The 19,646-nt window shown below is 69.1% G+C and carries 32 protein-coding genes; all 32 read right to left on the reverse strand.

The window, feature by feature from the left end; translation table 11 throughout:
- Positions 1 to 154 precede the first annotated feature (154 nt).
- Positions 155 to 559: a 30S ribosomal protein S11 gene (rpsK, locus tag H2O74_RS13325; RefSeq protein WP_182112020.1), complete on the reverse strand. Its 405-nt coding sequence runs from the start codon at positions 557 to 559 to the stop codon at positions 155 to 157.
- Between the two features lie 92 nt (positions 560 to 651).
- The gene (rpsM, locus tag H2O74_RS13330; protein WP_182112021.1) at positions 652 to 1,032 is read right to left on the reverse strand and encodes a 30S ribosomal protein S13; all 381 of its coding nucleotides are present in this window, start codon (positions 1,030 to 1,032) and stop codon (positions 652 to 654) included.
- Positions 1,033 to 1,237: 205 nt separating this feature from the next.
- A complete protein-coding gene (gene rpmJ / locus H2O74_RS13335) occupies positions 1,238 to 1,351 on the reverse strand; it encodes a 50S ribosomal protein L36 (protein ID WP_003956441.1) in 114 nt (37 codons plus the stop codon).
- An 86-nt stretch (positions 1,352 to 1,437) separates the two neighbouring features.
- Entirely contained in the window at positions 1,438 to 1,659 is a 222-nt protein-coding gene (gene infA / locus H2O74_RS13340; RefSeq protein WP_012867920.1) for a translation initiation factor IF-1, read from the reverse strand.
- Between the two features lie 235 nt (positions 1,660 to 1,894).
- Positions 1,895 to 2,716: a type I methionyl aminopeptidase gene (gene map / locus H2O74_RS13345; RefSeq protein ID WP_182112022.1), complete on the reverse strand. Its 822-nt coding sequence runs from the start codon at positions 2,714 to 2,716 to the stop codon at positions 1,895 to 1,897.
- A gap of 13 nt (positions 2,717 to 2,729) precedes the next feature.
- A complete protein-coding gene (locus tag H2O74_RS13350; RefSeq protein WP_255491637.1) occupies positions 2,730 to 3,320 on the reverse strand; it encodes an adenylate kinase in 591 nt (196 codons plus the stop codon).
- Entirely contained in the window at positions 3,317 to 4,615 is a 1,299-nt protein-coding gene (gene secY / locus H2O74_RS13355) for a preprotein translocase subunit SecY (RefSeq protein WP_182112023.1), read from the reverse strand. Before secY ends, H2O74_RS13350 begins: the two co-directional genes overlap by 4 nt.
- Before the next feature lie 176 nt (positions 4,616 to 4,791).
- Entirely contained in the window at positions 4,792 to 5,523 is a 732-nt protein-coding gene (rplO, locus tag H2O74_RS13360) for a 50S ribosomal protein L15 (RefSeq protein ID WP_182112024.1), read from the reverse strand.
- A gap of 2 nt (positions 5,524 to 5,525) precedes the next feature.
- Positions 5,526 to 5,708 (reverse strand): 50S ribosomal protein L30, encoded by a 183-nt coding sequence (rpmD, locus tag H2O74_RS13365; RefSeq protein ID WP_182112025.1) that lies wholly within the window; start codon positions 5,706 to 5,708, stop codon positions 5,526 to 5,528.
- Complete coding sequence (gene rpsE / locus H2O74_RS13370) at positions 5,708 to 6,346, reverse strand: 30S ribosomal protein S5 (protein ID WP_182112026.1); 639 nt, start codon at positions 6,344 to 6,346, stop codon at positions 5,708 to 5,710. Before rpsE ends, rpmD begins: the two co-directional genes overlap by 1 nt.
- 43 nt (positions 6,347 to 6,389) lie before the next feature.
- Entirely contained in the window at positions 6,390 to 6,761 is a 372-nt protein-coding gene (gene rplR / locus H2O74_RS13375) for a 50S ribosomal protein L18 (RefSeq protein ID WP_182114286.1), read from the reverse strand.
- A 2-nt stretch (positions 6,762 to 6,763) separates the two neighbouring features.
- Positions 6,764 to 7,300: a 50S ribosomal protein L6 gene (rplF, locus tag H2O74_RS13380; protein WP_182112027.1), complete on the reverse strand. Its 537-nt coding sequence runs from the start codon at positions 7,298 to 7,300 to the stop codon at positions 6,764 to 6,766.
- 24 nt (positions 7,301 to 7,324) lie between these two features.
- The gene (gene rpsH / locus H2O74_RS13385) at positions 7,325 to 7,717 is read right to left on the reverse strand and encodes a 30S ribosomal protein S8 (protein WP_182112028.1); all 393 of its coding nucleotides are present in this window, start codon (positions 7,715 to 7,717) and stop codon (positions 7,325 to 7,327) included.
- Between the two features lie 71 nt (positions 7,718 to 7,788).
- Positions 7,789 to 7,974, reverse strand: a complete 186-nt coding sequence (locus tag H2O74_RS13390) for a type Z 30S ribosomal protein S14 (RefSeq protein ID WP_182112029.1) — start codon at positions 7,972 to 7,974, stop codon at positions 7,789 to 7,791.
- A gap of 1 nt (position 7,975) precedes the next feature.
- On the reverse strand, positions 7,976 to 8,545 hold the full coding sequence (rplE, locus tag H2O74_RS13395) for a 50S ribosomal protein L5 (RefSeq protein WP_182112030.1): 570 nt from the start codon (positions 8,543 to 8,545) through the stop codon (positions 7,976 to 7,978).
- A complete protein-coding gene (gene rplX, locus H2O74_RS13400) occupies positions 8,545 to 8,886 on the reverse strand; it encodes a 50S ribosomal protein L24 (RefSeq protein WP_182112031.1) in 342 nt (113 codons plus the stop codon). Before rplX ends, rplE begins: the two co-directional genes overlap by 1 nt.
- Before the next feature lie 2 nt (positions 8,887 to 8,888).
- Positions 8,889 to 9,257 carry a 50S ribosomal protein L14 gene (rplN, locus tag H2O74_RS13405; protein WP_182112032.1) on the reverse strand — a complete coding sequence of 123 codons (369 nt, stop codon included), beginning with the start codon at positions 9,255 to 9,257 and terminating at the stop codon, positions 8,889 to 8,891.
- Between the two features lie 139 nt (positions 9,258 to 9,396).
- Entirely contained in the window at positions 9,397 to 9,699 is a 303-nt protein-coding gene (gene rpsQ, locus H2O74_RS13410; RefSeq protein ID WP_182112033.1) for a 30S ribosomal protein S17, read from the reverse strand.
- Positions 9,700 to 9,713: 14 nt separating this feature from the next.
- Positions 9,714 to 9,956 (reverse strand): 50S ribosomal protein L29, encoded by a 243-nt coding sequence (rpmC, locus tag H2O74_RS13415; RefSeq protein ID WP_182112034.1) that lies wholly within the window; start codon positions 9,954 to 9,956, stop codon positions 9,714 to 9,716.
- Positions 9,956 to 10,375, reverse strand: a complete 420-nt coding sequence (gene rplP / locus H2O74_RS13420; protein WP_182112035.1) for a 50S ribosomal protein L16 — start codon at positions 10,373 to 10,375, stop codon at positions 9,956 to 9,958. The genes rpmC and rplP overlap by 1 nt, the downstream gene beginning before the upstream one ends.
- Positions 10,376 to 10,377: 2 nt before the next feature.
- Positions 10,378 to 11,205: a 30S ribosomal protein S3 gene (gene rpsC / locus H2O74_RS13425; protein WP_182112036.1), complete on the reverse strand. Its 828-nt coding sequence runs from the start codon at positions 11,203 to 11,205 to the stop codon at positions 10,378 to 10,380.
- A complete protein-coding gene (gene rplV, locus H2O74_RS13430; protein WP_182112037.1) occupies positions 11,205 to 11,573 on the reverse strand; it encodes a 50S ribosomal protein L22 in 369 nt (122 codons plus the stop codon). Before rplV ends, rpsC begins: the two co-directional genes overlap by 1 nt.
- Positions 11,574 to 11,637: 64 nt before the next feature.
- Positions 11,638 to 11,919, reverse strand: coding sequence for a 30S ribosomal protein S19 (gene rpsS, locus H2O74_RS13435; RefSeq protein ID WP_182112038.1), 282 nt, complete (start codon positions 11,917 to 11,919; stop codon positions 11,638 to 11,640).
- A 15-nt stretch (positions 11,920 to 11,934) separates the two neighbouring features.
- Positions 11,935 to 12,777 carry a 50S ribosomal protein L2 gene (gene rplB, locus H2O74_RS13440; protein ID WP_182112039.1) on the reverse strand — a complete coding sequence of 281 codons (843 nt, stop codon included), beginning with the start codon at positions 12,775 to 12,777 and terminating at the stop codon, positions 11,935 to 11,937.
- Positions 12,778 to 12,811: 34 nt separating this feature from the next.
- Entirely contained in the window at positions 12,812 to 13,114 is a 303-nt protein-coding gene (gene rplW, locus H2O74_RS13445) for a 50S ribosomal protein L23 (RefSeq protein WP_182112040.1), read from the reverse strand.
- Positions 13,111 to 13,809 (reverse strand): 50S ribosomal protein L4, encoded by a 699-nt coding sequence (rplD, locus tag H2O74_RS13450; RefSeq protein ID WP_182112041.1) that lies wholly within the window; start codon positions 13,807 to 13,809, stop codon positions 13,111 to 13,113. The genes rplW and rplD overlap by 4 nt, the downstream gene beginning before the upstream one ends.
- A gap of 1 nt (position 13,810) precedes the next feature.
- The gene (rplC, locus tag H2O74_RS13455; protein WP_182112042.1) at positions 13,811 to 14,473 is read right to left on the reverse strand and encodes a 50S ribosomal protein L3; all 663 of its coding nucleotides are present in this window, start codon (positions 14,471 to 14,473) and stop codon (positions 13,811 to 13,813) included.
- 11 nt (positions 14,474 to 14,484) lie between these two features.
- Positions 14,485 to 14,793 carry a 30S ribosomal protein S10 gene (gene rpsJ / locus H2O74_RS13460; protein ID WP_019146773.1) on the reverse strand — a complete coding sequence of 103 codons (309 nt, stop codon included), beginning with the start codon at positions 14,791 to 14,793 and terminating at the stop codon, positions 14,485 to 14,487.
- Positions 14,794 to 15,206: 413 nt separating this feature from the next.
- Complete coding sequence (tuf, locus tag H2O74_RS13465) at positions 15,207 to 16,397, reverse strand: elongation factor Tu (protein ID WP_182112043.1); 1,191 nt, start codon at positions 16,395 to 16,397, stop codon at positions 15,207 to 15,209.
- Between the two features lie 119 nt (positions 16,398 to 16,516).
- Positions 16,517 to 18,619 (reverse strand): elongation factor G, encoded by a 2,103-nt coding sequence (gene fusA / locus H2O74_RS13470; RefSeq protein ID WP_182112044.1) that lies wholly within the window; start codon positions 18,617 to 18,619, stop codon positions 16,517 to 16,519.
- A gap of 95 nt (positions 18,620 to 18,714) precedes the next feature.
- Positions 18,715 to 19,185: a 30S ribosomal protein S7 gene (rpsG, locus tag H2O74_RS13475; RefSeq protein ID WP_182112045.1), complete on the reverse strand. Its 471-nt coding sequence runs from the start codon at positions 19,183 to 19,185 to the stop codon at positions 18,715 to 18,717.
- 1 nt (position 19,186) lies between these two features.
- The gene (gene rpsL, locus H2O74_RS13480) at positions 19,187 to 19,558 is read right to left on the reverse strand and encodes a 30S ribosomal protein S12 (RefSeq protein ID WP_149204202.1); all 372 of its coding nucleotides are present in this window, start codon (positions 19,556 to 19,558) and stop codon (positions 19,187 to 19,189) included.
- Positions 19,559 to 19,646: the final 88 nt, after the last annotated feature.

Consider the following 19,646-nt stretch of genomic DNA (forward strand, 5'->3'; position numbering starts at 1 on the left):
TGCGTCCGCCATATGACGCATCACGTGTGCCTGCCGGTCTCTGTCCACCGGTCAGGGTCCTACGGGTCGAGCGGTCCGGCGCGGTTGCGGCGCCGCACGCACCGGTGGGCGGACCGCGCCGGGGCACGGTCCGCCCACCCGGTGGGTGGCGGTGTCAGACGCGGCGGCGCTTCGGCGGACGGCAGCCGTTGTGCGCCTGGGGCGTCACGTCCTGGATCGAGCCGACCTCCAGGCCTGTGGCCTGGAGCGAGCGGATCGCGGTCTCACGGCCGGAGCCGGGACCCTTGACGAAGACGTCGACCTTCTTCATGCCGTGCTCCTGCGCGCGGCGGGCGGCCGCCTCGGCCGCGAGCTGCGCCGCGAACGGCGTGGACTTGCGCGAGCCCTTGAAGCCGACCTGGCCGGACGAGGCCCAGGCGACGACGGCACCGGACGGGTCGGTGATCGACACGATGGTGTTGTTGAAGGTGCTCTTGATGTGGGCGACGCCCACGGCGATGTTCTTCTTCTCCTTGCGGCGCGGCTTGCGCGCCGCCGAGGTGCGGGTCTTGGGAGGCATGTCTTCCTTCTCGAGGTCTGAGGTCGTCGGACCGGGGAGCACTGCGAGCGACCTGTGGCGTCACCGCCCGGTGCTCACGCCCGGACTGCTGGCTACTTGCGCCCGGCCTTCTTCTTGCCGGCCACGGTGCGCTTCGGACCCTTGCGGGTGCGGGCGTTGGTCTTGGTCCGCTGACCGCGCACGGGCAGCCCGCGGCGGTGCCGGATGCCCTCGTAGCTGCCGATCTCGACCTTGCGGCGGATGTCGGCCGCGACCTCGCGGCGGAGGTCACCCTCGAGGCGGTAGTTGCCCTCGAGGTAGTCGCGCAGGGCGACGAGCTCGGCGTCGCCGAGGTCCTTGACGCGAAGGTCGGGGCTGATGCCCGTCGCGGCGAGCGTCTGCTGCGCGCGCGTGCGGCCGACGCCGTAGATGTAGGTGAGCGCAACCTCGAGCCGCTTGTCGCGGGGGAGGTCGACGCCGACGAGACGTGCCATCCAGATGACTCCTGTACTGCGTCGGAGGTCCTCCGCACGGTCCTCCCGCTGCTGCGGGCCCCGGCCTCCGACCGGGGGTTGCGCCTGCCGGACCCGGGGGTCCGGCCAGGAGCGCTGACCGTGCGCTGTCCCGGTCACCGCGGGTGCGGTGCCGGTGGTCGACCACGTCGACCTGCTCCCGGCTCGGGGCCGGGACGCCGGGGACTCAGCCCTGGCGCTGCTTGTGGCGCAGGTTGTCGCAGATGACCATCACGCGACCGTGCCGGCGGATCACCTTGCACTTGTCGCAGATCTTCTTGACGCTGGGCTTGACCTTCATTGCTCGTTCCTCCGCCACCGCACGCGCGCACGAGCGTGCGACGGGCGGCAGTGTCGATCGGGGGTGACCTCGCGGCCACCGGCGGACTACTTGTAGCGGTAGACGATCCGGCCGCGGGACAGGTCGTACGGGCTCAGCTCAACGACCACCCGGTCCTCGGGGAGGATCCGGATGTAGTGCTGACGCATCTTGCCCGAGATGTGGGCGAGCACCTTGTGACCGTTGGCCAGCTCCACGCGAAACATCGCGTTCGGCAGGGCCTCGACCACGCTGCCCTCGATCTCGATGACACCGTCCTTCTTTGCCATTTCCTCCGCTAACTCTGTGACGACACGACGCCCCTGCCCGCCCCCACCACGGCTGGCCGTGGTGCGGTGGCCCACGCCGGAGCGCGGGTCGTCGAGCTGGGATTCGGGCCCGGGCGTCCCGCCGCCGGTGGTGGCGTCACGGGGACGCACGGACCGACATCGGGGGCACACGCACCCAACGGGCTATCCTACGGCACGTTCACCACTTCGGGAACCGCGCACGAGGTGCCACGGATCACTGCCACGGGGTGACGGTGACGCCCCACTCCGCGAGCCGTTCGGCTCCGCCGTCCGCGGCCGTGAGCACCCAGATGCCCTCGGGGCCGATGGCCACGGTGTGCTCCCAGTGCGCCGCGCGCGACCCGTCCTCGGTGACGACGGTCCAGTCGTCCTCGAGGACCTCGGTCAGTCGCGAGCCCCGCGTGAGCATCGGCTCGATCGCCACGCACAGGCCGGGACGCAGCTTGGGCCCCTTGTCCCGGGCCCGGTAGTTGAGGACCTCGGGCGGCTGGTGCATCGCCGTGCCGATCCCGTGCCCGACGTACTCCTGCACGATCCCGTAGGTCACCGGCGCGCTCGCCACCACGTCCTCGACGGCGTCGCCGACGACGGCGAGCCGCTCCCCCGTCGCCAGGGCGGCGATGCCGGCCCACATGGCGCGCTCGGTGGTCTCGCTCAGCGCGACGTCCGCGGGGTCCGCGTCGTCCAGCACGACGGTGAAGGCCGCGTCGCCGTGCCAGCCGTCCACGACGGCACCGCAGTCGACCGAGACGACGTCGCCCGGCTCGAGCACGCGCGACCCCGGGATCCCGTGCACGATCTCGTCGTTGACCGAGACGCACAGCGTCGCGGGGTAGCCGTGGTACCCGAGGAACGACGGCGTCGCCCCGGCGTCACGGATCACCGCGGCCGCGATCTGGTCCAGGTCCGCCGTGGTCAGGCCCGGTCGGACGGCCTCGCGGACCGCCGCGTGGGCGTCGGCCACGACGAGGCCGGCCCGGCGCATGGCCTGCACCTGGTCCGCCGTCTTGTACTCGATCCGGTCGCGACCGAACATGCCCATGCCTCCGTCAGACCGTCCCGCGCAGCAGGGCGCCGTCCAGCGCCGCGACGAGCCGCTCCGTGACCTCGTCGATGCCGCCGATGCCGTCGACGCGCACGAGGAGCCCGCGCGTCTCGTACGCCGACGTCAGGGGCGCCGTCTGCTCGGCGTAGATGTCCAGGCGACGGGCGATCGACTCGGGGGTGTCGTCCTCGCGCCCCTCGATCGCGGCGCGCTTGGCGAGCCGCGCCAGCAGCTCGTCGCGGTCCGCCGCGAGCTCGACGACCGCGTCCAGGGCGAGCCCGCTCTCGGCGAGGATCGCGTCGAGCTCCGCCACCTGCGCCGCGTTGCGGGGGTACCCGTCGAGGATGAAGCCCTCGCGGACGTCCTCCTGCGCCAGGCGGTCGCGCACCATGTCGTTCGTCACCGAGTCCGGGACCAGCTCGCCGCGGGCCGTGTACGACTGCGCGAGCACACCGAGCTCGGTGCCGCCCTTGATGTTCGCGCGGAAGATGTCACCGGTCGAGATCGCCGGGACGCCGAGCCGCTCGGCCAGGCGCGCGGCCTGCGTGCCCTTGCCGGCGCCCTGCGGGCCCATGATCACCAGTCGTGCCGTCACCTCAGGAACCCCTCGTAGTGCCGCTGCTGGAGCTGCGACTCGATCTGCTTGACCGTCTCCATGCCGACGCCGACCACGATGAGGATCGAGGCACCGCCGAACGGGATGTTGGTGCCGACGTCGAGGAGGATGAACGCGAACAGCGGGATCATCGCGACGAACGCGAGGTAGATCGACCCCGGCAGCGTGATCCGCGAGATCACGTAGTCGAGGTACTCCGCCGTCGGACGCCCGGCACGGATGCCGGGGATGAAGCCGCCGTACTTCTTCATGTTGTCGGCGACCTCGTCCGGGTTGAACGTGATGGCCGTGTAGAAGTAGGCGAAGAAGATGATCAGGACGATGTAGAGCGCGATGTTGAGCGGCGCGTCCGGAGCCGCGAGGTTCACGATCACCCACTGCACCCACGCCGCGTTCTGGTCGCCGAACTGGGCCGCGAGCCCCGGGATGGCCAGGAGCGACGACGCGAAGATCACCGGGATGACGCCGGACATGTTGATCTTGATCGGGATGTAGGTGCTGGAGCCGCCGTACATCTTGCGTCCGACCATGCGCTTCGCGTACTGGACCGGGATCCGCCGCTGGGACTGCTCCACGAACACGACGAGCCCGATCACCAGGATGATCACGAGCATCACGATCGCGAACTTCATGAAGCCGTTGTCGCCGCCCGCGATCGACCACATGGCGGTCGGGAACGTCGCCGCGATCTGCGTGAAGATCAGCAGGGACATGCCGTTGCCGATGCCGCGCTCGGTGATGAGCTCGCCGAGCCACATGATCAGCGCCGTGCCCGCCGTCATCGTGACGATCATGAGCAGGAGGGTCACGATGCCGTCGTTCGGGATCACCGGCACGCTGCAGCCCTGGAAGAGCAGGCCGTTGCGCGCGACCGTGATGATCGTCGTCGACTGCAGGATCGCGAGGCCGATCGTCAGGTAGCGCGTGTACTGCGTCAGTCGCGCGGTACCGGCCTGACCCTCCTTGTGGAGGGCCTCGAAGTGGGGGATCACCACGCGCAGCAGCTGGGTGATGATGCTCGCGGTGATGTACGGCATGATCCCGAGCGCGAACACCGCCAGCTGGAGCAGCGCGCCGCCGCTGAAGAGGTTGATGAGCCCGAGGAGGTCGTTCGCGTTCTGCGACTCCTCGACGCACTGCTGCACGTTGCGGTAGTCGACGCCGGGCGTCGGGATGAACGAGCCGACCCGGAAGATCGCCATGATCGCGATCGTGAAGAGCAGCTTGCGCCGCAGATCTGGGGTCCGGAACGCCCGGGCGAATGCGCTGAGCACCTGTCCTCCTGCTCCGCCCGCGGGCGGTGTCGTCGTGCCGGCCAGCCCGGCGCCGGGCCCCTCGCCCCGCGAGGTGCACGCCCGCACCGGACGCGACCCCTGGGAACCCTAACCGAGGTCTGTCACCGGACGGCACAGGGGCCGGGTCGCGAACGCAACCCGGCCCCTGCCCCTGCTCAGTCCTGGGTGATCGTGCCGCCGGCGGCGACGATCTTCTCGGCCGCGGAGGCCGAGACCTTCTGCACGGAGACCGTGAGCTTGACGCTCAGGTCGCCGTCGCCGAGCACCTTGACCGGCTGGCCCTTGCGGACCGCGCCCTTGGCCACGAGGTCCTCGACCGTGACGTCCCCACCCTTGGGGTAGAGCATCGCGAGCTTGTCGAGGTTGACGACCTGGTACTCCGTGCGGAACGGGTTCTTGAACCCGCGCAGCTTCGGCAGGCGCATGTGCATGGGCATCTGCCCACCCTCGAAGCGCTCGGGCACCTGGTACCGGGCCTTGGAGCCCTTGGTGCCGCGACCGGCCGTCTTGCCCTTCGACGCCTCACCGCGACCGACACGGGTCTTCGCGGTGTGGGCGCCGGGGGCCGGACGCAGGTGGTGGACCTTGAGCGTGCCGCCGGCACCGGCCGTCGTGGCGCTGCCCGAGGCCTTGGACCTGGACGACGCCGTGCTCGACGCCTTCGCCGTCGTCGCCGGCTTGTCCGCCGCAGCCGCCTTCGTGGCCTTGGGGGCCTTGGCGGGCTTCTCGGCCGCCGCCGCCGACTCGGCCTTGGGGGCCTTCGCCTTGGAGGCCGCCTTGGTCGAGGCGGCCTTGGCCGTCCCCTCCCCGGCAGCGGCCTTCTTGGTGGACTTCTTGGCGGGCGCCTCAGCGGCCGTCGCGTCCTTGTCCTTCTTGGTCTCTGCCATGGTCACTCGACCTCCTCGACGGTGACCAGGTGGGTCACCGTGGCGACCATGCCGCGGATCTCAGGACGGTCCTCCTTGACGACGACGTCGCCGATGCGCTTGAGGCCGAGGGTCCGCAGCGTGTCGCGCTGGTTCTGCTTGCCGCCGATGGCGGACTTGGTCTGGGTCACCTTGAGCCGGGCCATCAGGCACCTGCCTTCGCGGCGAGGCCCTCGGCACGCGCCCGCAGCATCGAGGCCGGGGCCACGTGCTCGAGCGACAGGCCACGGCGGGCGGCCACGGCCTCGGGCTCCTCGAGCCCACGCAGCGCGGCCACCGTGGCGTGCACGATGTTGATCGCGTTGGTCGAGCCCATGGACTTGGACAGGACGTCGTGGATGCCGGCGCACTCCAGCACCGCGCGGACCGGACCACCGGCGATGACACCGGTACCCGGGGACGCGGGGCGCAGGAAGACGACGCCCGCGGCGGCCTCACCCGTGATCGGGTGCGGGATGGTGCCCTGGATGCGGGGGACGCGGAAGAAGCTCTTCTTCGCCTCCTCGACACCCTTGGCGATCGCCGCGGGGACCTCCTTGGCCTTGCCGTAGCCGACGCCGACGGTGCCGTCACCGTCGCCCACGACGACGAGCGCCGTGAAGCTGAAGCGACGTCCACCCTTGACGACCTTGGACACCCGGTTGATGGTGACCACTCGCTCGACGAAGGCGCTCTTCTCGGCGGCGTCTCCACGACGGCCGCCGCCGTCACGACGACCGCCGTCGCGGCGGTCACCGCCGGCGCCGCCCTGGGCGCCCGTGTTGCTGCGCTGCGGTGCAGCCATCAGTGCTTCCTCTGCTTCCGTACGGACAGGACTCGGGTCGCGGTCACAGGACCAGACCGCCCTCGCGGGCACCGTCGGCGACAGCCGCGACCCGCCCGTGGTACTTGTTGCCGCCCCGGTCGAACACGACGGCCTCGACACCGGCCGCCTTGGCGCGCTCGGCGATCAGCTCGCCGACGCGACGCGCCTTGGCGGTCTTGTCGGCCTCGAGCCCACGCAGGTCGACCTCGAGCGTCGAGGCCGACACCAGCGTGCGGCCGACGGTGTCGTCGACGACCTGCGCCACCATGTGGCGGGACGAGCGCGAGACCACCAGACGCGGACGGGCGGGGGTGCCGGAGACCTTCTTGCGCAGGCGCAGGTGGCGGCGCGCACGCGCGACGGACTTGCCCTTGCCACGGATCGTGAGTGCCATCGTCACTTACCAGCCTTTCCGGCCTTGCGGCGGACGACCTCGCCCGCGTAGCGCACACCCTTGCCCTTGTAGGGCTCGGGCTTGCGGATCTTGCGGATGTTCGCGGCGACCTCACCGACCTGCTGCTTGTCGATCCCGCTCACCGAGAAGCGCGTGGGCGCCTCGACCGCGAACGTGATGCCGGCCGGGGCCGAGACGACGACCGGGTGGCTGAAGCCGAGGGCGAACTCGAGGTCCGAGCCCTTGGCCGTCACGCGGTAACCGGTGCCGACGATCTCGAGGCGCTTGGTGTAGCCCTCGGTCACGCCCACGACCAGGTTGGCCAGCAGGGTGCGGGTCAGTCCGTGCAGCGAGCGCGAGGCGCGCTCGTCGTCCGGGCGCGTCACCACGAGGGTGCCGTCGTCCTGGGCGACCTTGATGGGCGCGGGGACGGTGTGCGTCAGGGTGCCCTTGGGGCCCTTGACCGTCACCTCTGCGCCGTCGATGCTCACGTCCACGCCGGCCGGGACCGGGACGGGGACCTTGCCGATTCGAGACATGGTCTTCTCCTCTCGGTTCTCGGGTTACCAGACGTAGGCGAGGACTTCCCCACCCACGCCCTTCTTGGCGGCCTGCTTGTCGGTGAGCAGGCCGGAGGACGTGGACAGGATCGCCACGCCGAGGCCGCCCAGCACGCGGGGCAGGTTGGTCGACTTCGCGTAGACACGCAGGCCCGGCTTGGACACGCGGCGCACGCCGGCGAGCGACCGCTCGCGGTTGGGGCCGAACTTCAGCTGGATCGTGAGGCTCTTGCCCACGGGGGCGTCCTCGACGGACCAGCCGGCGATGTAGCCCTCGGCCTTGAGGATGTCCGCGATGTGTCCCTTGAGCTTGCTGTAGGGCATCGTCACGGAGTCGTGGTACGCGGAGTTCGCGTTCCGCAGACGGGTGAGCATGTCTGCGATCGGGTCAGTCATCATCGGGCTGTCGCCCTTCCTCGCCGCGGTATCCGTACGCGCTCGTGCGCGCCGGACCTACGGCGTCGTCGTTACCAGCTGCTCTTGGTCACACCGGGAAGCTCGCCGCGGTGCGCCATCTGGCGCAGGCAGATGCGGCAGAGGCCGAACTTGCGGTACACGGAGTGCGGGCGTCCGCACCGCTGGCACCGGCTGTACGCGCGCACGGCGAACTTCGGCTTGCGCGCCGCCTTCTGGATCAGGGCAGTCTTCGCCATGTCAGTTCTCCTTGAAGGGGAAGCCCAGACGGCGGAGCAGCGAGCGGCCCTCGTCGTCGGTGGTCGCGGTCGTCACGACCGTGATGTCCATACCGCGCACCCGGTCCGTACGGTCGGGGTCGATCTCGTGGAACATCACCTGCTCCGTGAGGCCGAAGGTGTAGTTGCCGTGGCCGTCGAACTGCTTGGGCGACAGGCCGCGGAAGTCGCGGATGCGCGGGAGCGCGAGCGAGACCAGGCGGTCCGCGAACTCCCACATCCGGTCGCCGCGCAGCGTGACGTGCGCGCCGATCGGCATGCCCTCGCGCAGCTTGAACTGGGCGATCGACTTGCGGGCCTTGGTGACCTGCGGCTTCTGGCCGGTGATCGCCGTGAGGTCCTTGATGGCGCCCTCGATCAGCTTCGAGTCACGCGCGGCCTCGCCGACGCCCATGTTGACGACGATCTTGACCAGGCGCGCGACCTGGTTCACGTTCTCGTGGCTGAACTCCTCGCGCAGCGCGGGGAGGATCTCCTCGGCGTAGCGAGCCTTGAGCCGCGGGGTGGTCTTCTCGACAGTCTCGGTGCTCATCAGATGTCCTTACCGGAACGCTTGGCCACGCGGACCCGGACGTTGCGGGTGCGGCCGTCGCGCTCGATCTGCTCGGTGCGGTAGCCCACCCGGGTGCCCTTCTTGGTCTCCGGGTCGACCAGCATGACGTTGCTCACGTGGATCGGGGCCTCGACGGTCTCGATGCCACCCGTGCGCGCGCCGCGGCTCGACTGCCCCGCCTTGACGTGCTTGGTCACCCGCTGCACGCCCTCGACGATGACGCGGTCGGAGTCCTTGACGACCTCGAGCACCCGTCCCTGCTTGCCGCGGTCGCGGCCCGAGATGACGACGACGAGGTCGCCCTTCTTGATCTTGGCCATGGTCAGAGCACCTCCGGCGCCAGCGAGATGATCTTCATGAACTTCTTGTCGCGCAGCTCGCGGCCCACCGGGCCGAAGATGCGGGTGCCGCGAGGCTCGCCGTCGCCCTTGAGGATCACGGCGGCGTTCTCGTCGAACTTGATGTACGAACCGTCGGGCCGGCGGCGCTCCTTGGTGGTGCGCACGATCACGGCCTTGACGACATCGCCCTTCTTGACGTTGCCCCCGGGGATGGCGTCCTTGACGGTCGCGACGATGACGTCGCCGATTCCGGCGTAGCGACGGCCAGAGCCACCGAGAACACGGATGCAGAGGATCTGCTTCGCCCCCGTGTTGTCGGCGACCTTGAGTCGCGACTCCTGCTGGATCATCTTTCCCTACTCCTGTCGTCTGCTGGTTCTCGCTGCGCTGCTCGCAGGCGAGCCTTGCCGAACGGATGTGTGTGGTCGGGCCGCTGGTCGGTGACCCGCTGGTCCGTGCCCCGGTCGCCCGGGGCACGTGCCTGCAGGACTACTTCGCCTTCTCCAGGATCTCCACCACACGCCACCGCTTCGTGGCGGACAGCGGGCGGGTCTCCATGATGAGGACCAGGTCGCCCGCGCCGGCCGCGTTGGCCTCGTCGTGCGCCTTGACCTTGCTCGTCCGCCGGATGACCTTGCCGTAGAGCGGGTGCTTGACCCGGTCCTCGACCTCGACCACGACGGTCTTGTCCATCTTGTCGCTGACCACGTAGCCGCGCCGCGTCTTGCGGTACGGGCGCGCTGCCGTGGTCGTCTCCGCGGTCGCCGCCGCTGCGTTCTCGTTGCTGCTCATGTCAGACCTCTCGCTCACTCAGCGCTGGCGCTGGGCGCGGTACGGATGCCGAGCTCACGCTCGCGCAGGATCGTGTAGATCCGCGCGATGTCACGACGCACGGCCTTCAGCCGACCGTGGCTCTCGAGCTGCCCGGTCGCGGACTGGAAGCGGAGGTTGAACAGCTCCTCCTTGGCCTTCTTCAGCTCGGCGACGAGCGCGTCGTCGTCCTTGCCGTCCAGCTCGGTCGGAGCAAGCTCCTTGGAACCGATAGCCATCAGTTGCCACCACCCTCGCGCACCACGAACCGGCACTTCATCGGGAGCTTGTGCATCGCACGCCGCATCGCCTCACGGGCGAGGGGCTCCGGGACACCGGCGAGCTCGAAGAGCACGCGGCCCGGCTTGACGTTCGCGATCCACCACTCGGGGGAACCCTTACCGGAACCCATGCGGGTCTCCGCCGGCTTCTTGGTCAGCGGACGGTCAGGGTAGATGTTGATCCAGACCTTGCCACCACGCTTGATGTGGCGGGTCATGGCGATACGAGCAGCCTCGATCTGGCGGTTCGTGACGTAGGCGGGCTCGAGAGCCTGGATGCCGTAGTCGCCGAACGAGATCGCGGTCCCACCGGTCGCCTGGCCCGAGCGCGACGGGTGGTGCTGCTTGCGGTGCTTGAGCCTGCGCGGGATCAGCATGCTCAGGCCTCCGTTCCGGTCGAAGCCTCGCCGGCGGGAGCGGCAGCGGCGGCCGGCTGGGCCGGAGCCTCGGACGCGCCCTCGGCACGGTCACGGCGCGGACCACGAGCCGGACGGTCCCCACGGTCGCCACGGGGGCCACCACGGGGCGCACGCGGGCCGGCCGTGGCCTGCTCGCGAGCGAACTCCTTCTCGGTCATGTCGCCCTTGTAGATCCAGACCTTGACACCGATCTGGCCGAACGTCGTCTTCGCCTCGAAGAGGCCGAAGTCGATGTTCGCGCGGAGCGTGTGCAGGGGCACGCGGCCCTCGCGGTAGAACTCCGACCGGCTCATCTCGGCGCCGCCGAGACGGCCCGAGCACTGGACCCGGATGCCCTTGGCACCGGCGCGCTGGGCGGACTGCATGCCCTTGCGCATCGCCCGGCGGAAGGAGACACGGCTCGCGAGCTGCTCGGCGATGCCCTGCGCGACCAGCTGCGCCTCGATCTCGGCGTTCTTGACCTCGAGGATGTTGAGCTGGACCTGCTTGCCCGTGAGCTTCTCGAGCTCACCGCGGATGCGGTCCGCCTCGGCGCCGCGGCGGCCGATGACGATGCCCGGACGCGCCGTGTGGATGTCCACGCGGACGCGGTCGCGGGTGCGCTCGATCTCGACCTTGGCGATGCCGGCGCGCTCGAGGCCCGTCGACATCAGCTTGCGGATCTGGACGTCCTCGCGCACGTAGTCGCGGTAGCGCTGCCCGGGCTTGGTGCTGTCGGCGAACCAGCGCGACCGGTGGTCGGTGGTGATGCCGAGGCGGTACCCGTGCGGGTTGACCTTCTGTCCCACTATCGGGTCCTCTCCTTCTTCTCGACCGGCGCCACGACCACGGTGATGTGGCTCGTGCGCTTGAGGATCTGGCTCGCGCGCCCCTGGGCACGCGGGCGGAATCGCTTGAGGGTCGGGCCCTCGTCCACGTACGCCGCGGAGACCACGAGCGTCGAGACGTCGAACGCCACGTTCGCGCGGTCCGCCTTGACGCGGGCGTTCGCGATCGCGCTCTCGACGACCTTGAGGACCGTCTCCCCCGCAGCCTGCGGCGCGAACTTCAGCGTCGCGACGGCCTGCTCGGCCTGCTTGCCACGGATGAGGTCCACGACGCGCCGGGCCTTCTGGGGCGTGACACGGACGAACCGCGCCTGCGCCTTGGCTTCCATTGCTGTCCTGCCTTCTTCTGTCAGTGGATGACGTCCCGCACGAGTGTCGTCGGTGACCGCGAGGTCAGCGACGACGACCCTTGCGGTCGTCCTTCTCGTGGCCGCGGAAGGTCCGCGTGGGGGCGAACTCGCCGAGCTTGTGGCCGACCATCGACTCGGTCACGAAGACCGGGACGTGCTTGCGACCGTCGTGCACGGCGAACGTGTGGCCGAGGAAGTCCGGCGTGATCATCGAGCGCCGGGACCAGGTCTTGATGACCGTCTTGGTCCCCTTCTCGTTCTGGACGTCGACCTTCTTCTGAAGGTGCCCGTCGACGAAGGGGCCCTTCTTCAGGCTGCGAGGCATGTGTCAGGCTCCTTCTCAGCGCTTCTTGTTCTTGCCGGAACGCCGGCGACGGACGATGAGCTTGTCGCTCGGCTTGTTCGGACGGCGCGTGCGGCCCTCCGGCTGGCCCCAGGGGCTCACCGGGTGACGACCACCGGACGTCTTGCCCTCACCACCACCGTGCGGGTGGTCGATCGGGTTCATCGCGACACCGCGGACGGAGGGGCGCTTGCCCTTCCACCGCATGCGGCCGGCCTTGCCCCAGTTGATGTTCGACTGCTCGGCGTTGCCCACCTCGCCGACCGTCGCGCGGCAGCGCAGGTCGACGTTGCGGATCTCGCCCGAGGGCAGACGCAGCTGGGCGTACGGCCCGTCCTTGGCGACGAGCTGCACGGACACGCCGGCCGACCGCGCCATCTTCGCGCCGCCACCGGGCTTGAGCTCGATGGCGTGGATGACGGTACCGGTCGGGATGTTGCGCAGCGGCAGGTTGTTGCCGGGCTTGATGTCAGCGCCGGCTCCGGCCTCGACCACGTCACCCTGCGACAGCTTGTTCGGCGCGATGATGTAGCGCTTCTCGCCGTCCGCGTAGTGCAGGAGCGCGATGCGCGCCGTGCGGTTGGGGTCGTACTCGATGTGCGCGACCTTGGCCGGCACGCCGTCCTTGTCGTGGCGACGGAAGTCGATCACGCGGTAGGCACGCTTGTGCCCGCCGCCCTGGTGGCGCATGGTCACGCGACCGGTGCTGTTGCGGCCACCGGTCTTGTGCAGCGGCCGGACCAGCGACTTCTCGGGCTCGGAACGCGTGATCTCGACGAAGTCGGCCACGCTCGAGCCGCGGCGCCCGGGCGTCGTCGGCTTGTACTTGCGGATTCCCATGGAGGTCAGTCCCTTGTGTCTCGTCGGTCCGGCGTCAGCCGACCGGTCCGCCGAAGATGTCGATGGTGCCCGAGCGCAGCGTGACGATCGCCCGCTTGGTGTCCTTGCGCTTGCCCAGGCCGAACTTCGTCCGCCGCGACTTGCCCTTGCGGTTGATCGTGTTCACCGAGGCGACCTCGACGTCGAACACCTGCTCGACGGCGATCTTGATCTCCGTCTTGTTGGCGCGGGGGTCCACCACGAAGGTGTACTTGCCCTCGTCCAGGAGGCTGTAGCTCTTCTCGGAGACGACCGGCGAGATCAGGATGTCGCGCGGGTCCTTGTTCACGGTGGTCACTTCGTCTCCTCAGCGTCCTGCTCGGCCTCGGTCGACGTCGCGACGGCCTTGGCCGCCTTTCCCGTCGGGCGAGCGAGGAAGGCCTCGAGCGCGCCACGGGTGAAGACGACGTCGTCGGAGACGAGCACGTCGTAGGTGTTGAGCTGGTCCGCGAGGAGCAGGTGGACCTGCTCCGCGTTGCGCAGCGACTTCCAGCTGGCCTCGTCGCCCCGCTCGAGCACCACGAGGACGTGGCGCCGCTGCGAGATCGCGGCGAGCGTCGAGATCGCCGTGCGCGTCGACGGCACGCCACCGTCGATGGCGAAGCCCTCGACGACGTGCACGCGGCCCGCGCGGGCGCGGTCCGAGAGCGCGCCGCGCAGGGCGGCCGCCTTCATCTTCTTGGGCGTGCGCTGGCTGTAGTCACGCGGCTTCGGGCCGTGCACCACGCCACCACCGGCGAACTGAGGAGCGCGGGTCGAACCCTGACGGGCGCGGCCGGTGCCCTTCTGCTTGTAGGGCTTGCGGCCACCGCCGGAGACCTCGCCGCGCCGCAGCGTGGAGTGGGTGCCCTGCCGCGCCGCGGCGAGCTGGGCCACCACGACCTGGTGGATCAGCGGGACGTTCGTCTGGACGTCGAACACCTCGGCAGGAAGCTCGGCGGTGCCGGCCTTCTTGCCCGTGGCGTCCAGCACGTCAACGGTCAGCGTCGTCATGTCACGCCCCCTTCGCGGCACTACGCACGAGGACGACGCCGTTCTTGGGGCCGGGAACGGCGCCCTTGACGAGCAGGAGACCCCGCTCGACGTCGACCGCGTGAACGGTCAGGTTCTGGGTGGTCTGACGGACGTGGCCCATACGACCGGCCATGCGCAGACCCTTGAAGACGCGCGAGGGCGTCGACGCGCCGCCGATCGAGCCGGCCTTGCGGTGGTTGCGGTGCGCACCGTGGGAGGCGCCGACGCCGGAGAAGCCGTGACGCTTCATGACACCGGCGGTGCCCTTGCCCTTGGTGGTGCCCACGACGTCGACCCGCTGGCCGGCCGTGAAGGCCTCGGCCGTGATCTCCTGGCCGAGCACGAACTCGCCGGCGTCGGAGGTGCGGATCTCGGCGAGGTGGCGCCGCGGCGTGACACCCGCCTTCTCGAAGTGGCCCTTGAGGGGCTGGCTCACCTTGCGCGGGTCGATAGGCCCGTAGGCCAGCTGGACCGCGGTGTAGCCGTCGGTGTCGGCGTCGCGCACCTGCGTCACCACGTTGGTGCCGACCTGCACGACGGTGACCGGGACGAGGCGCCCGGCCTCGTCCCACACCTGCGTCATGCCGAGCTTGGTGCCCAGCACCGCCGTGACGGGCTTCGCGTTCTGGGGAAGAGTGGTCATCGTGATCTCCCTCAGAGCTTGATCTCGATGTTCACGTCCGCGGGCAGGTCGAGTCGCATGAGCGAGTCGACCGCCTTCGGCGTGGGATCGATGATGTCGATGAGGCGCTTGTGGGTGCGCATCTCGAAGTGCTCGCGGCTGTCCTTGTACTTGTGAGGCGACCGGATCACCACGAACACGTTCTTCTCGGTCGGCAGCGGCACCGGACCCACGACCGTCGCACCAGCGCGTGTCACCGTGTCGACGATCTTGCGCGCCGAGCTGTCGATGACCTCGTGGTCGTAGGACTTGAGCCGGATGCGGATCTTCTGTCCCGCCATGGCGTCGTCTGACTCTCTCTCTCGAACCGCTAGCTGTCCGACCCCCGCACTCGGGCGTGTCGCTCTTGGCGACATACCTTCGCGCTGCGCACCGTGAGGAGCGAGGTCGTTGGATGCTGTGTGGACCCGGCTCCCGTCACCCGCGGTGATGCTGCGGGCGAGGCACCTGGTCCTCAACGTCTGTCGTTCGTACGTGGCTGCCGGCCCCTCGCCTGACCACCGCGCCTCGGAGAACCCGTCCCGAGGACGGCTCCCAGCAAAGCGCAGCGCACGGCGGCGCCGGGCAACCTGAACAGTGTGCCATTGCAGGGCCCCGATCACCAACTCGGGGTCCCGTGGCGCAGGTCACAGCCGCGCCGCACAGCTGCCGGACATGGCGAGGGCCCGGGCTGACGCCCGGGCCCCCGCTCACATCACTTGATGATCTTCGTCACACGGCCCGAGCCGACGGTCCGGCCACCCTCACGGATGGCGAATCCGAGGCCCTCCTCCATGGCGATCGGCTGGATCAGCTCGACCGACATCTCGGTGTTGTCGCCCGGCATGACCATCTCGGTGCCCTCGGGCAGCGTGATGACGCCGGTGACGTCCGTGGTGCGGAAGTAGAACTGCGGGCGGTAGTTCGAGTAGAAGGGGTTGTGACGCCCACCCTCGTCCTTGGCCAGGATGTAGACCTGGGCCTCGAAGTTGGTGTGGGGCGTGATCGAACCCGGCTTCACGACGACCTGGCCGCGCTCGACGTCCTCACGCTTGATGCCACGGAGCAGGAGGCCGCAGTTCTCGCCGGCCCACGCCTCGTCCATCTGCTTGTGGAACATCTCGATGCCCGTGACCGTGGTCTTCTGCGCCGGGCGGATGCCGACGATCTCGACCTCGGAGTTGATCGCGAGCTTGCCGCGGTCGACCTTGCCGGTCACGACGGTGCCACGGCCCGTGATGGTGAAGACGTCCTCGATCGGCATGAGGAACGGCTTGTCCATGTCACGCACCGGCTCCGGCACGGACTCGTCGACAGCCTCGAGCAGGTCCTCGACGGACTTGACCCAGGTCGGGTCGCCCTCGAGCGCCTTGAGGCCCGAGACGCGCACGACGGGGGCGTTGTCGCCGTCGAAGCCCTGCGAGGAGAGGAGCTCGCGCACCTCCATCTCGACGAGCTCGAGGATCTCCTCGTCGTCGACCATGTCGGACTTGTTGAGCGCCACCAGCAGGTACGGCACGCCGACCTGGCGGGCGAGCAGCACGTGCTCACGCGTCTGGGCCATGGGGCCGTCCGTCGCGGCGACCACGAGGATCGCGCCGTCCATCTGCGCGGCACCCGTGATCATGTTCTTGATGTAGTCCGCGTGACCGGGCGCGTCGACGTGAGCGTAGTGACGCTTCTCCGTCTGGTACTCGACGTGCGCGATGTTGATCGTGATACCGCGCTGCTTCTCCTCGGGCGCCTTGTCGATCTCGTCGAACGGCGTGAAGGGGTTCAGGTCGGGGTACTTGTCGTGCAGCACCTTCGAGATGGCAGCGGTCAGCGTCGTCTTGCCGTGGTCGACGTGACCGATGGTCCCGATGTTGACGTGCGGCTTGGTCCGCTCGAACTTGGCCTTCGCCACTGGTGTCCTCCTCGGACTGGGTAGTTGCGCCGAACGATGCAGGTGCCGGCTGACTCCTGCGGGGCGTGCGGGTCGCTACAGGTTGTTGGTGGAACTGGACTTGCTGACGACCTGTGGGACTACTCGCCCCGGGTCTTCTTGATGATCTCCTCGGCAACATTACGAGGGACCTCGGCGTAGCTGTCGAACTGCATCGAGTACACCGCGCGGCCCTGCGTCTTGGAACGCAGGTCGCCGACGTAGCCGAACATCTCCGACAGCGGGACGAGCGCGCGGATGACCTTGACGCCCGTCGCGTCCTCCATGGACTGGATCATGCCTCGGCGAGAGTTGATGTCGCCGATGACCTCACCCATGTAGTCCTCGGGGGTACGCACCTCGACGGCCATGACGGGCTCGAGGAGCACGGGGTCCGCCTTGCGGACCGCCTCCTTGAGGATCATCGAACCGGCGATCTTGAACGCCATCTCCGAGGAGTCGACGTCGTGAGCGGCACCGTCGAGCAGCGTCGCCTTGATCCCGACGAGCGGGTAGCCGGCGAGGACGCCGAGCTCCATCGCGCTCTGGATGCCGGCGTCGACGCTCGGGATGTACTCGCGCGGGACGCGGCCACCGGTGACGGCGTTGACGAACTGGTACAGCTCGCCGTCCTCGGCCTCGAGCGGCTCGAAGGTCATCTGGACCTTGGCGTACTGCCCGGAGCCACCGGTCTGCTTCTTGTGCGTGTAGTCGATCTTCTCCACCTTGCGGCGGATCGTCTCGCGGTACGCGACCTGCGGCTTGCCGACGTTGGCCTCGACCTTGAACTCGCGCCGCATGCGGTCGACGAGGATGTCGAGGTGGAGCTCGCCCATGCCGCCGATGACGGTCTGGCCGGTCTCCTCGTCGAGCTTGACGCGGAAGGTCGGGTCCTCCTCGGCGAGCTTCTGGATGGCGACCGACAGCTTCTCCTGGTCGCCCTTCGTCTTCGGCTCGATGGCCACGTCGATGACGGGCTCCGGGAAGGTCATCGACTCGAGCACGACCGGCGCGGCCGGGTCGCACAGGGTGTCACCCGTGGTGACGTCCTTGAGGCCGATGAACGCGTAGATGTGGCCGGCCGTGGCCTCCTCGACCGGGTTCTCCTTGTTGGAGTGCATCTGGAAGAGCTTCCCGATGCGCTCCTTCTTGCCCTTGGTGGAGTTGACCACCTGGGCACCGGAGGGGACCTTGCCCGAGTAGACGCGGACGTACGTCAGCTTGCCGAAGAAGGGGTGCGAGGCGACCTTGAACGCCAGGGCCGAGAACGGCTCCGTCGCGTCCGGGTGGCGCTCGACGACGAGCTCGGGGTCCTTGGCGTCGTGGCCCTCGATGGCCGGCACGTCGAGAGGCGACGGCAGGTAGTCGATGACCGCGTCGAGCATGGGCTGGACGCCCTTGTTCTTGAACGCCGAGCCGCACAGCACCGGGTAGGCCTGCGAGGTGATCGTCAGCGTGCGGATGCCCGCCTTGATCTCCTCGACCGTCAGCTCCTCGCCGCCGAGGTACTTCTCGAGCAGCTCCTCGCTCGCCTCCGCGACGGCCTCGATGAGGTCGGCGCGGTACTGCTCGGCCTTCTCGACCAGGTCGGCAGGGATCTCCTCGACGGAGTACTCCTCGCCCAGCTTGGTCTCGCCGTGCCAGACGAGCGCCTTCTGCTCGATCAGGTCGACGACGCCCGTGAACTCGCTCTCCGAGCCGATCGGCAGCTGGATGACCAGCGGCTTGGCCTTGAGGCGGTTCACGATCGTGTCGACCGTGAAGTAGAAGTCCGCGCCGAGCTTGTCCATCTTGTTGACGAAGCAGATGCGCGGGACGTTGTACTTGTCCGCCTGGCGCCACACCGTCTCGGACTGGGGCTCGACACCCTCCTTGCCGTCGAAGACCGCCACGGCGCCGTCGAGCACACGCAGCGAGCGCTCCACCTCGACCGTGAAGTCGACGTGGCCGGGCGTGTCGATGATGTTGATCTGGTTGTCCTTCCAGTAGCAGGTCGTCGCGGCCGACGTGATCGTGATGCCGCGCTCCTGCTCCTGCTCCATCCAGTCCATCGTCGAGGCGCCGTCGTGCGTCTCACCGATCTTGTAGTTGACCCCCGTGTAGAACAGGATCCGCTCGGTGGTGGTGGTCTTGCCGGCGTCGATGTGCGCCATGATGCCGATGTTGCGGACCTTGTTGAGGTCGGTCAGCACGTCAAGTGCCACGGTGTGAAGCCCTTCTTGGAGCAGTCGGTGATGGCCGGGTCGGGCCTGTGGTGGCCGTCCCCGGCCGAGCGACGGTCGCCCGCCGGGACCGCGGACTACCAGCGGTAGTGCGCGAAGGCCTTGTTCGACTCGGCCATCTTGTGCATGTCCTCGCGGCGCTTGACCGCGGCACCGAGGCCGTTCGAGGCGTCCAGGATCTCGTTCATGAGGCGCTCGGTCATCGTCTTCTCGCGGCGGGCGCGGGAGTAGTCGACGAGCCACCGCAGGGCGAGGGTCGTCGCGCGGACGGGACGGACCTCGACGGGGACCTGGTAGGTCGCGCCACCGACGCGGCGGGACTTGACCTCGAGCGACGGGCGCACGTTGTCGAGCGCGCGCTTGAGGACGACGACGGGGTCGCCGCCGGTCTTCTCGCGGGCACCCTCGAGCGCGCCGTACACGATCGACTCCGCGACGGACTTCTTGCCGTCGAGGAGGACCTTGTTGACGAGCTGGGTGACGACGGGCGACCCGTAGACGGGGTCGACGATGAGCGGCCGCTTCGGGGCCGGACCCTTACGAGGCATCTCAGTTACCCTTCTTCGCGCCGTAGCGGCTGCGCGCCTGCTTGCGGTTCTTGACGCCCTGGGTGTCGAGGGCACCGCGGACGATCTTGTAGCGGACGCCCGGGAGGTCCTTCACACGGCCGCCGCGCACGAGCACGATCGAGTGCTCCTGCAGGTTGTGGCCGACGCCGGGGATGTACGCGGTGACCTCGACCTGGCTCGAGAGCTTCACGCGTGCGACCTTGCGCAGCGCGGAGTTCGGCTTCTTCGGGGTCGTGGTGTAGACGCGGGTGCACACACCGCGCCGCTGCGGGCTGCCCTTGAGGGCCGGCGTCTTGGACGACGTCGTCTTGGACGTCCGTCCCTTGCGCACGAGCTGCTGGATCGTGGGCACTACGTCTCCGTCTTCTCGGTCTGACTCTGGTCGGCCGGCGATTGCCGGTCATGAGGTCCGGCCGGTGCCGGACCTGGGGTCTTGCGTC

It is taken from the genome of Actinotalea sp. JY-7876 (assembly GCF_014042015.1).
Classification (GTDB): Bacteria; Actinomycetota; Actinomycetes; order Actinomycetales; family Cellulomonadaceae; genus Actinotalea.

What these genes read in the sequence shown, in the direction of transcription:
- rpsK (WP_182112020.1), bottom strand. Translation starts at nt 559, where the DNA reads ATGCCTCCCAAGACCCGCACCTCGGCGGCGCGCAAGCCGCGCCGCAAG.
- rpsM (WP_182112021.1), bottom strand. Translation starts at nt 1,032, where the DNA reads ATGGCACGTCTCGTCGGCGTCGACCTCCCCCGCGACAAGCGGCTCGAG.
- rpmJ (WP_003956441.1), bottom strand. Translation starts at nt 1,351, where the DNA reads ATGAAGGTCAAGCCCAGCGTCAAGAAGATCTGCGACAAGTGCAAGGTG.
- infA (WP_012867920.1), bottom strand. Translation starts at nt 1,659, where the DNA reads ATGGCAAAGAAGGACGGTGTCATCGAGATCGAGGGCAGCGTGGTCGAG.
- map (WP_182112022.1), bottom strand. Translation starts at nt 2,716, where the DNA reads ATGTTCGGTCGCGACCGGATCGAGTACAAGACGGCGGACCAGGTGCAG.
- rplO (WP_182112024.1), bottom strand. Translation starts at nt 5,523, where the DNA reads ATGGCAGAGACCAAGAAGGACAAGGACGCGACGGCCGCTGAGGCGCCC.
- rpmD (WP_182112025.1), bottom strand. Translation starts at nt 5,708, where the DNA reads ATGGCCCGGCTCAAGGTGACCCAGACCAAGTCCGCCATCGGCGGCAAG.
- rpsE (WP_182112026.1), bottom strand. Translation starts at nt 6,346, where the DNA reads ATGGCTGCACCGCAGCGCAGCAACACGGGCGCCCAGGGCGGCGCCGGC.
- rplR (WP_182114286.1), bottom strand. Translation starts at nt 6,761, where the DNA reads ATGGCACTCACGATCCGTGGCAAGGGCAAGTCCGTCGCGCGTGCGCGC.
- rplF (WP_182112027.1), bottom strand. Translation starts at nt 7,300, where the DNA reads ATGTCTCGAATCGGCAAGGTCCCCGTCCCGGTCCCGGCCGGCGTGGAC.
- rpsH (WP_182112028.1), bottom strand. Translation starts at nt 7,717, where the DNA reads ATGACTGACCCGATCGCAGACATGCTCACCCGTCTGCGGAACGCGAAC.
- H2O74_RS13390 (WP_182112029.1), bottom strand. Translation starts at nt 7,974, where the DNA reads ATGGCGAAGACTGCCCTGATCCAGAAGGCGGCGCGCAAGCCGAAGTTC.
- rplE (WP_182112030.1), bottom strand. Translation starts at nt 8,545, where the DNA reads ATGAGCACCGAGACTGTCGAGAAGACCACCCCGCGGCTCAAGGCTCGC.
- rplX (WP_182112031.1), bottom strand. Translation starts at nt 8,886, where the DNA reads ATGGCCAAGATCAAGAAGGGCGACCTCGTCGTCGTCATCTCGGGCCGC.
- rplN (WP_182112032.1), bottom strand. Translation starts at nt 9,257, where the DNA reads ATGATCCAGCAGGAGTCGCGACTCAAGGTCGCCGACAACACGGGGGCG.
- rpsQ (WP_182112033.1), bottom strand. Translation starts at nt 9,699, where the DNA reads ATGAGCAGCAACGAGAACGCAGCGGCGGCGACCGCGGAGACGACCACG.
- rpmC (WP_182112034.1), bottom strand. Translation starts at nt 9,956, where the DNA reads ATGGCTATCGGTTCCAAGGAGCTTGCTCCGACCGAGCTGGACGGCAAG.
- rplP (WP_182112035.1), bottom strand. Translation starts at nt 10,375, where the DNA reads ATGCTGATCCCGCGCAGGCTCAAGCACCGCAAGCAGCACCACCCGTCG.
- rplV (WP_182112037.1), bottom strand. Translation starts at nt 11,573, where the DNA reads ATGGAAGCCAAGGCGCAGGCGCGGTTCGTCCGTGTCACGCCCCAGAAG.
- rpsS (WP_182112038.1), bottom strand. Translation starts at nt 11,919, where the DNA reads ATGCCTCGCAGCCTGAAGAAGGGCCCCTTCGTCGACGGGCACCTTCAG.
- rplB (WP_182112039.1), bottom strand. Translation starts at nt 12,777, where the DNA reads ATGGGAATCCGCAAGTACAAGCCGACGACGCCCGGGCGCCGCGGCTCG.
- rplD (WP_182112041.1), bottom strand. Translation starts at nt 13,809, where the DNA reads ATGACGACGCTGACCGTTGACGTGCTGGACGCCACGGGCAAGAAGGCC.
- rplC (WP_182112042.1), bottom strand. Translation starts at nt 14,473, where the DNA reads ATGACCACTCTTCCCCAGAACGCGAAGCCCGTCACGGCGGTGCTGGGC.
- rpsJ (WP_019146773.1), bottom strand. Translation starts at nt 14,793, where the DNA reads ATGGCGGGACAGAAGATCCGCATCCGGCTCAAGTCCTACGACCACGAG.
- rpsG (WP_182112045.1), bottom strand. Translation starts at nt 19,185, where the DNA reads ATGCCTCGTAAGGGTCCGGCCCCGAAGCGGCCGCTCATCGTCGACCCC.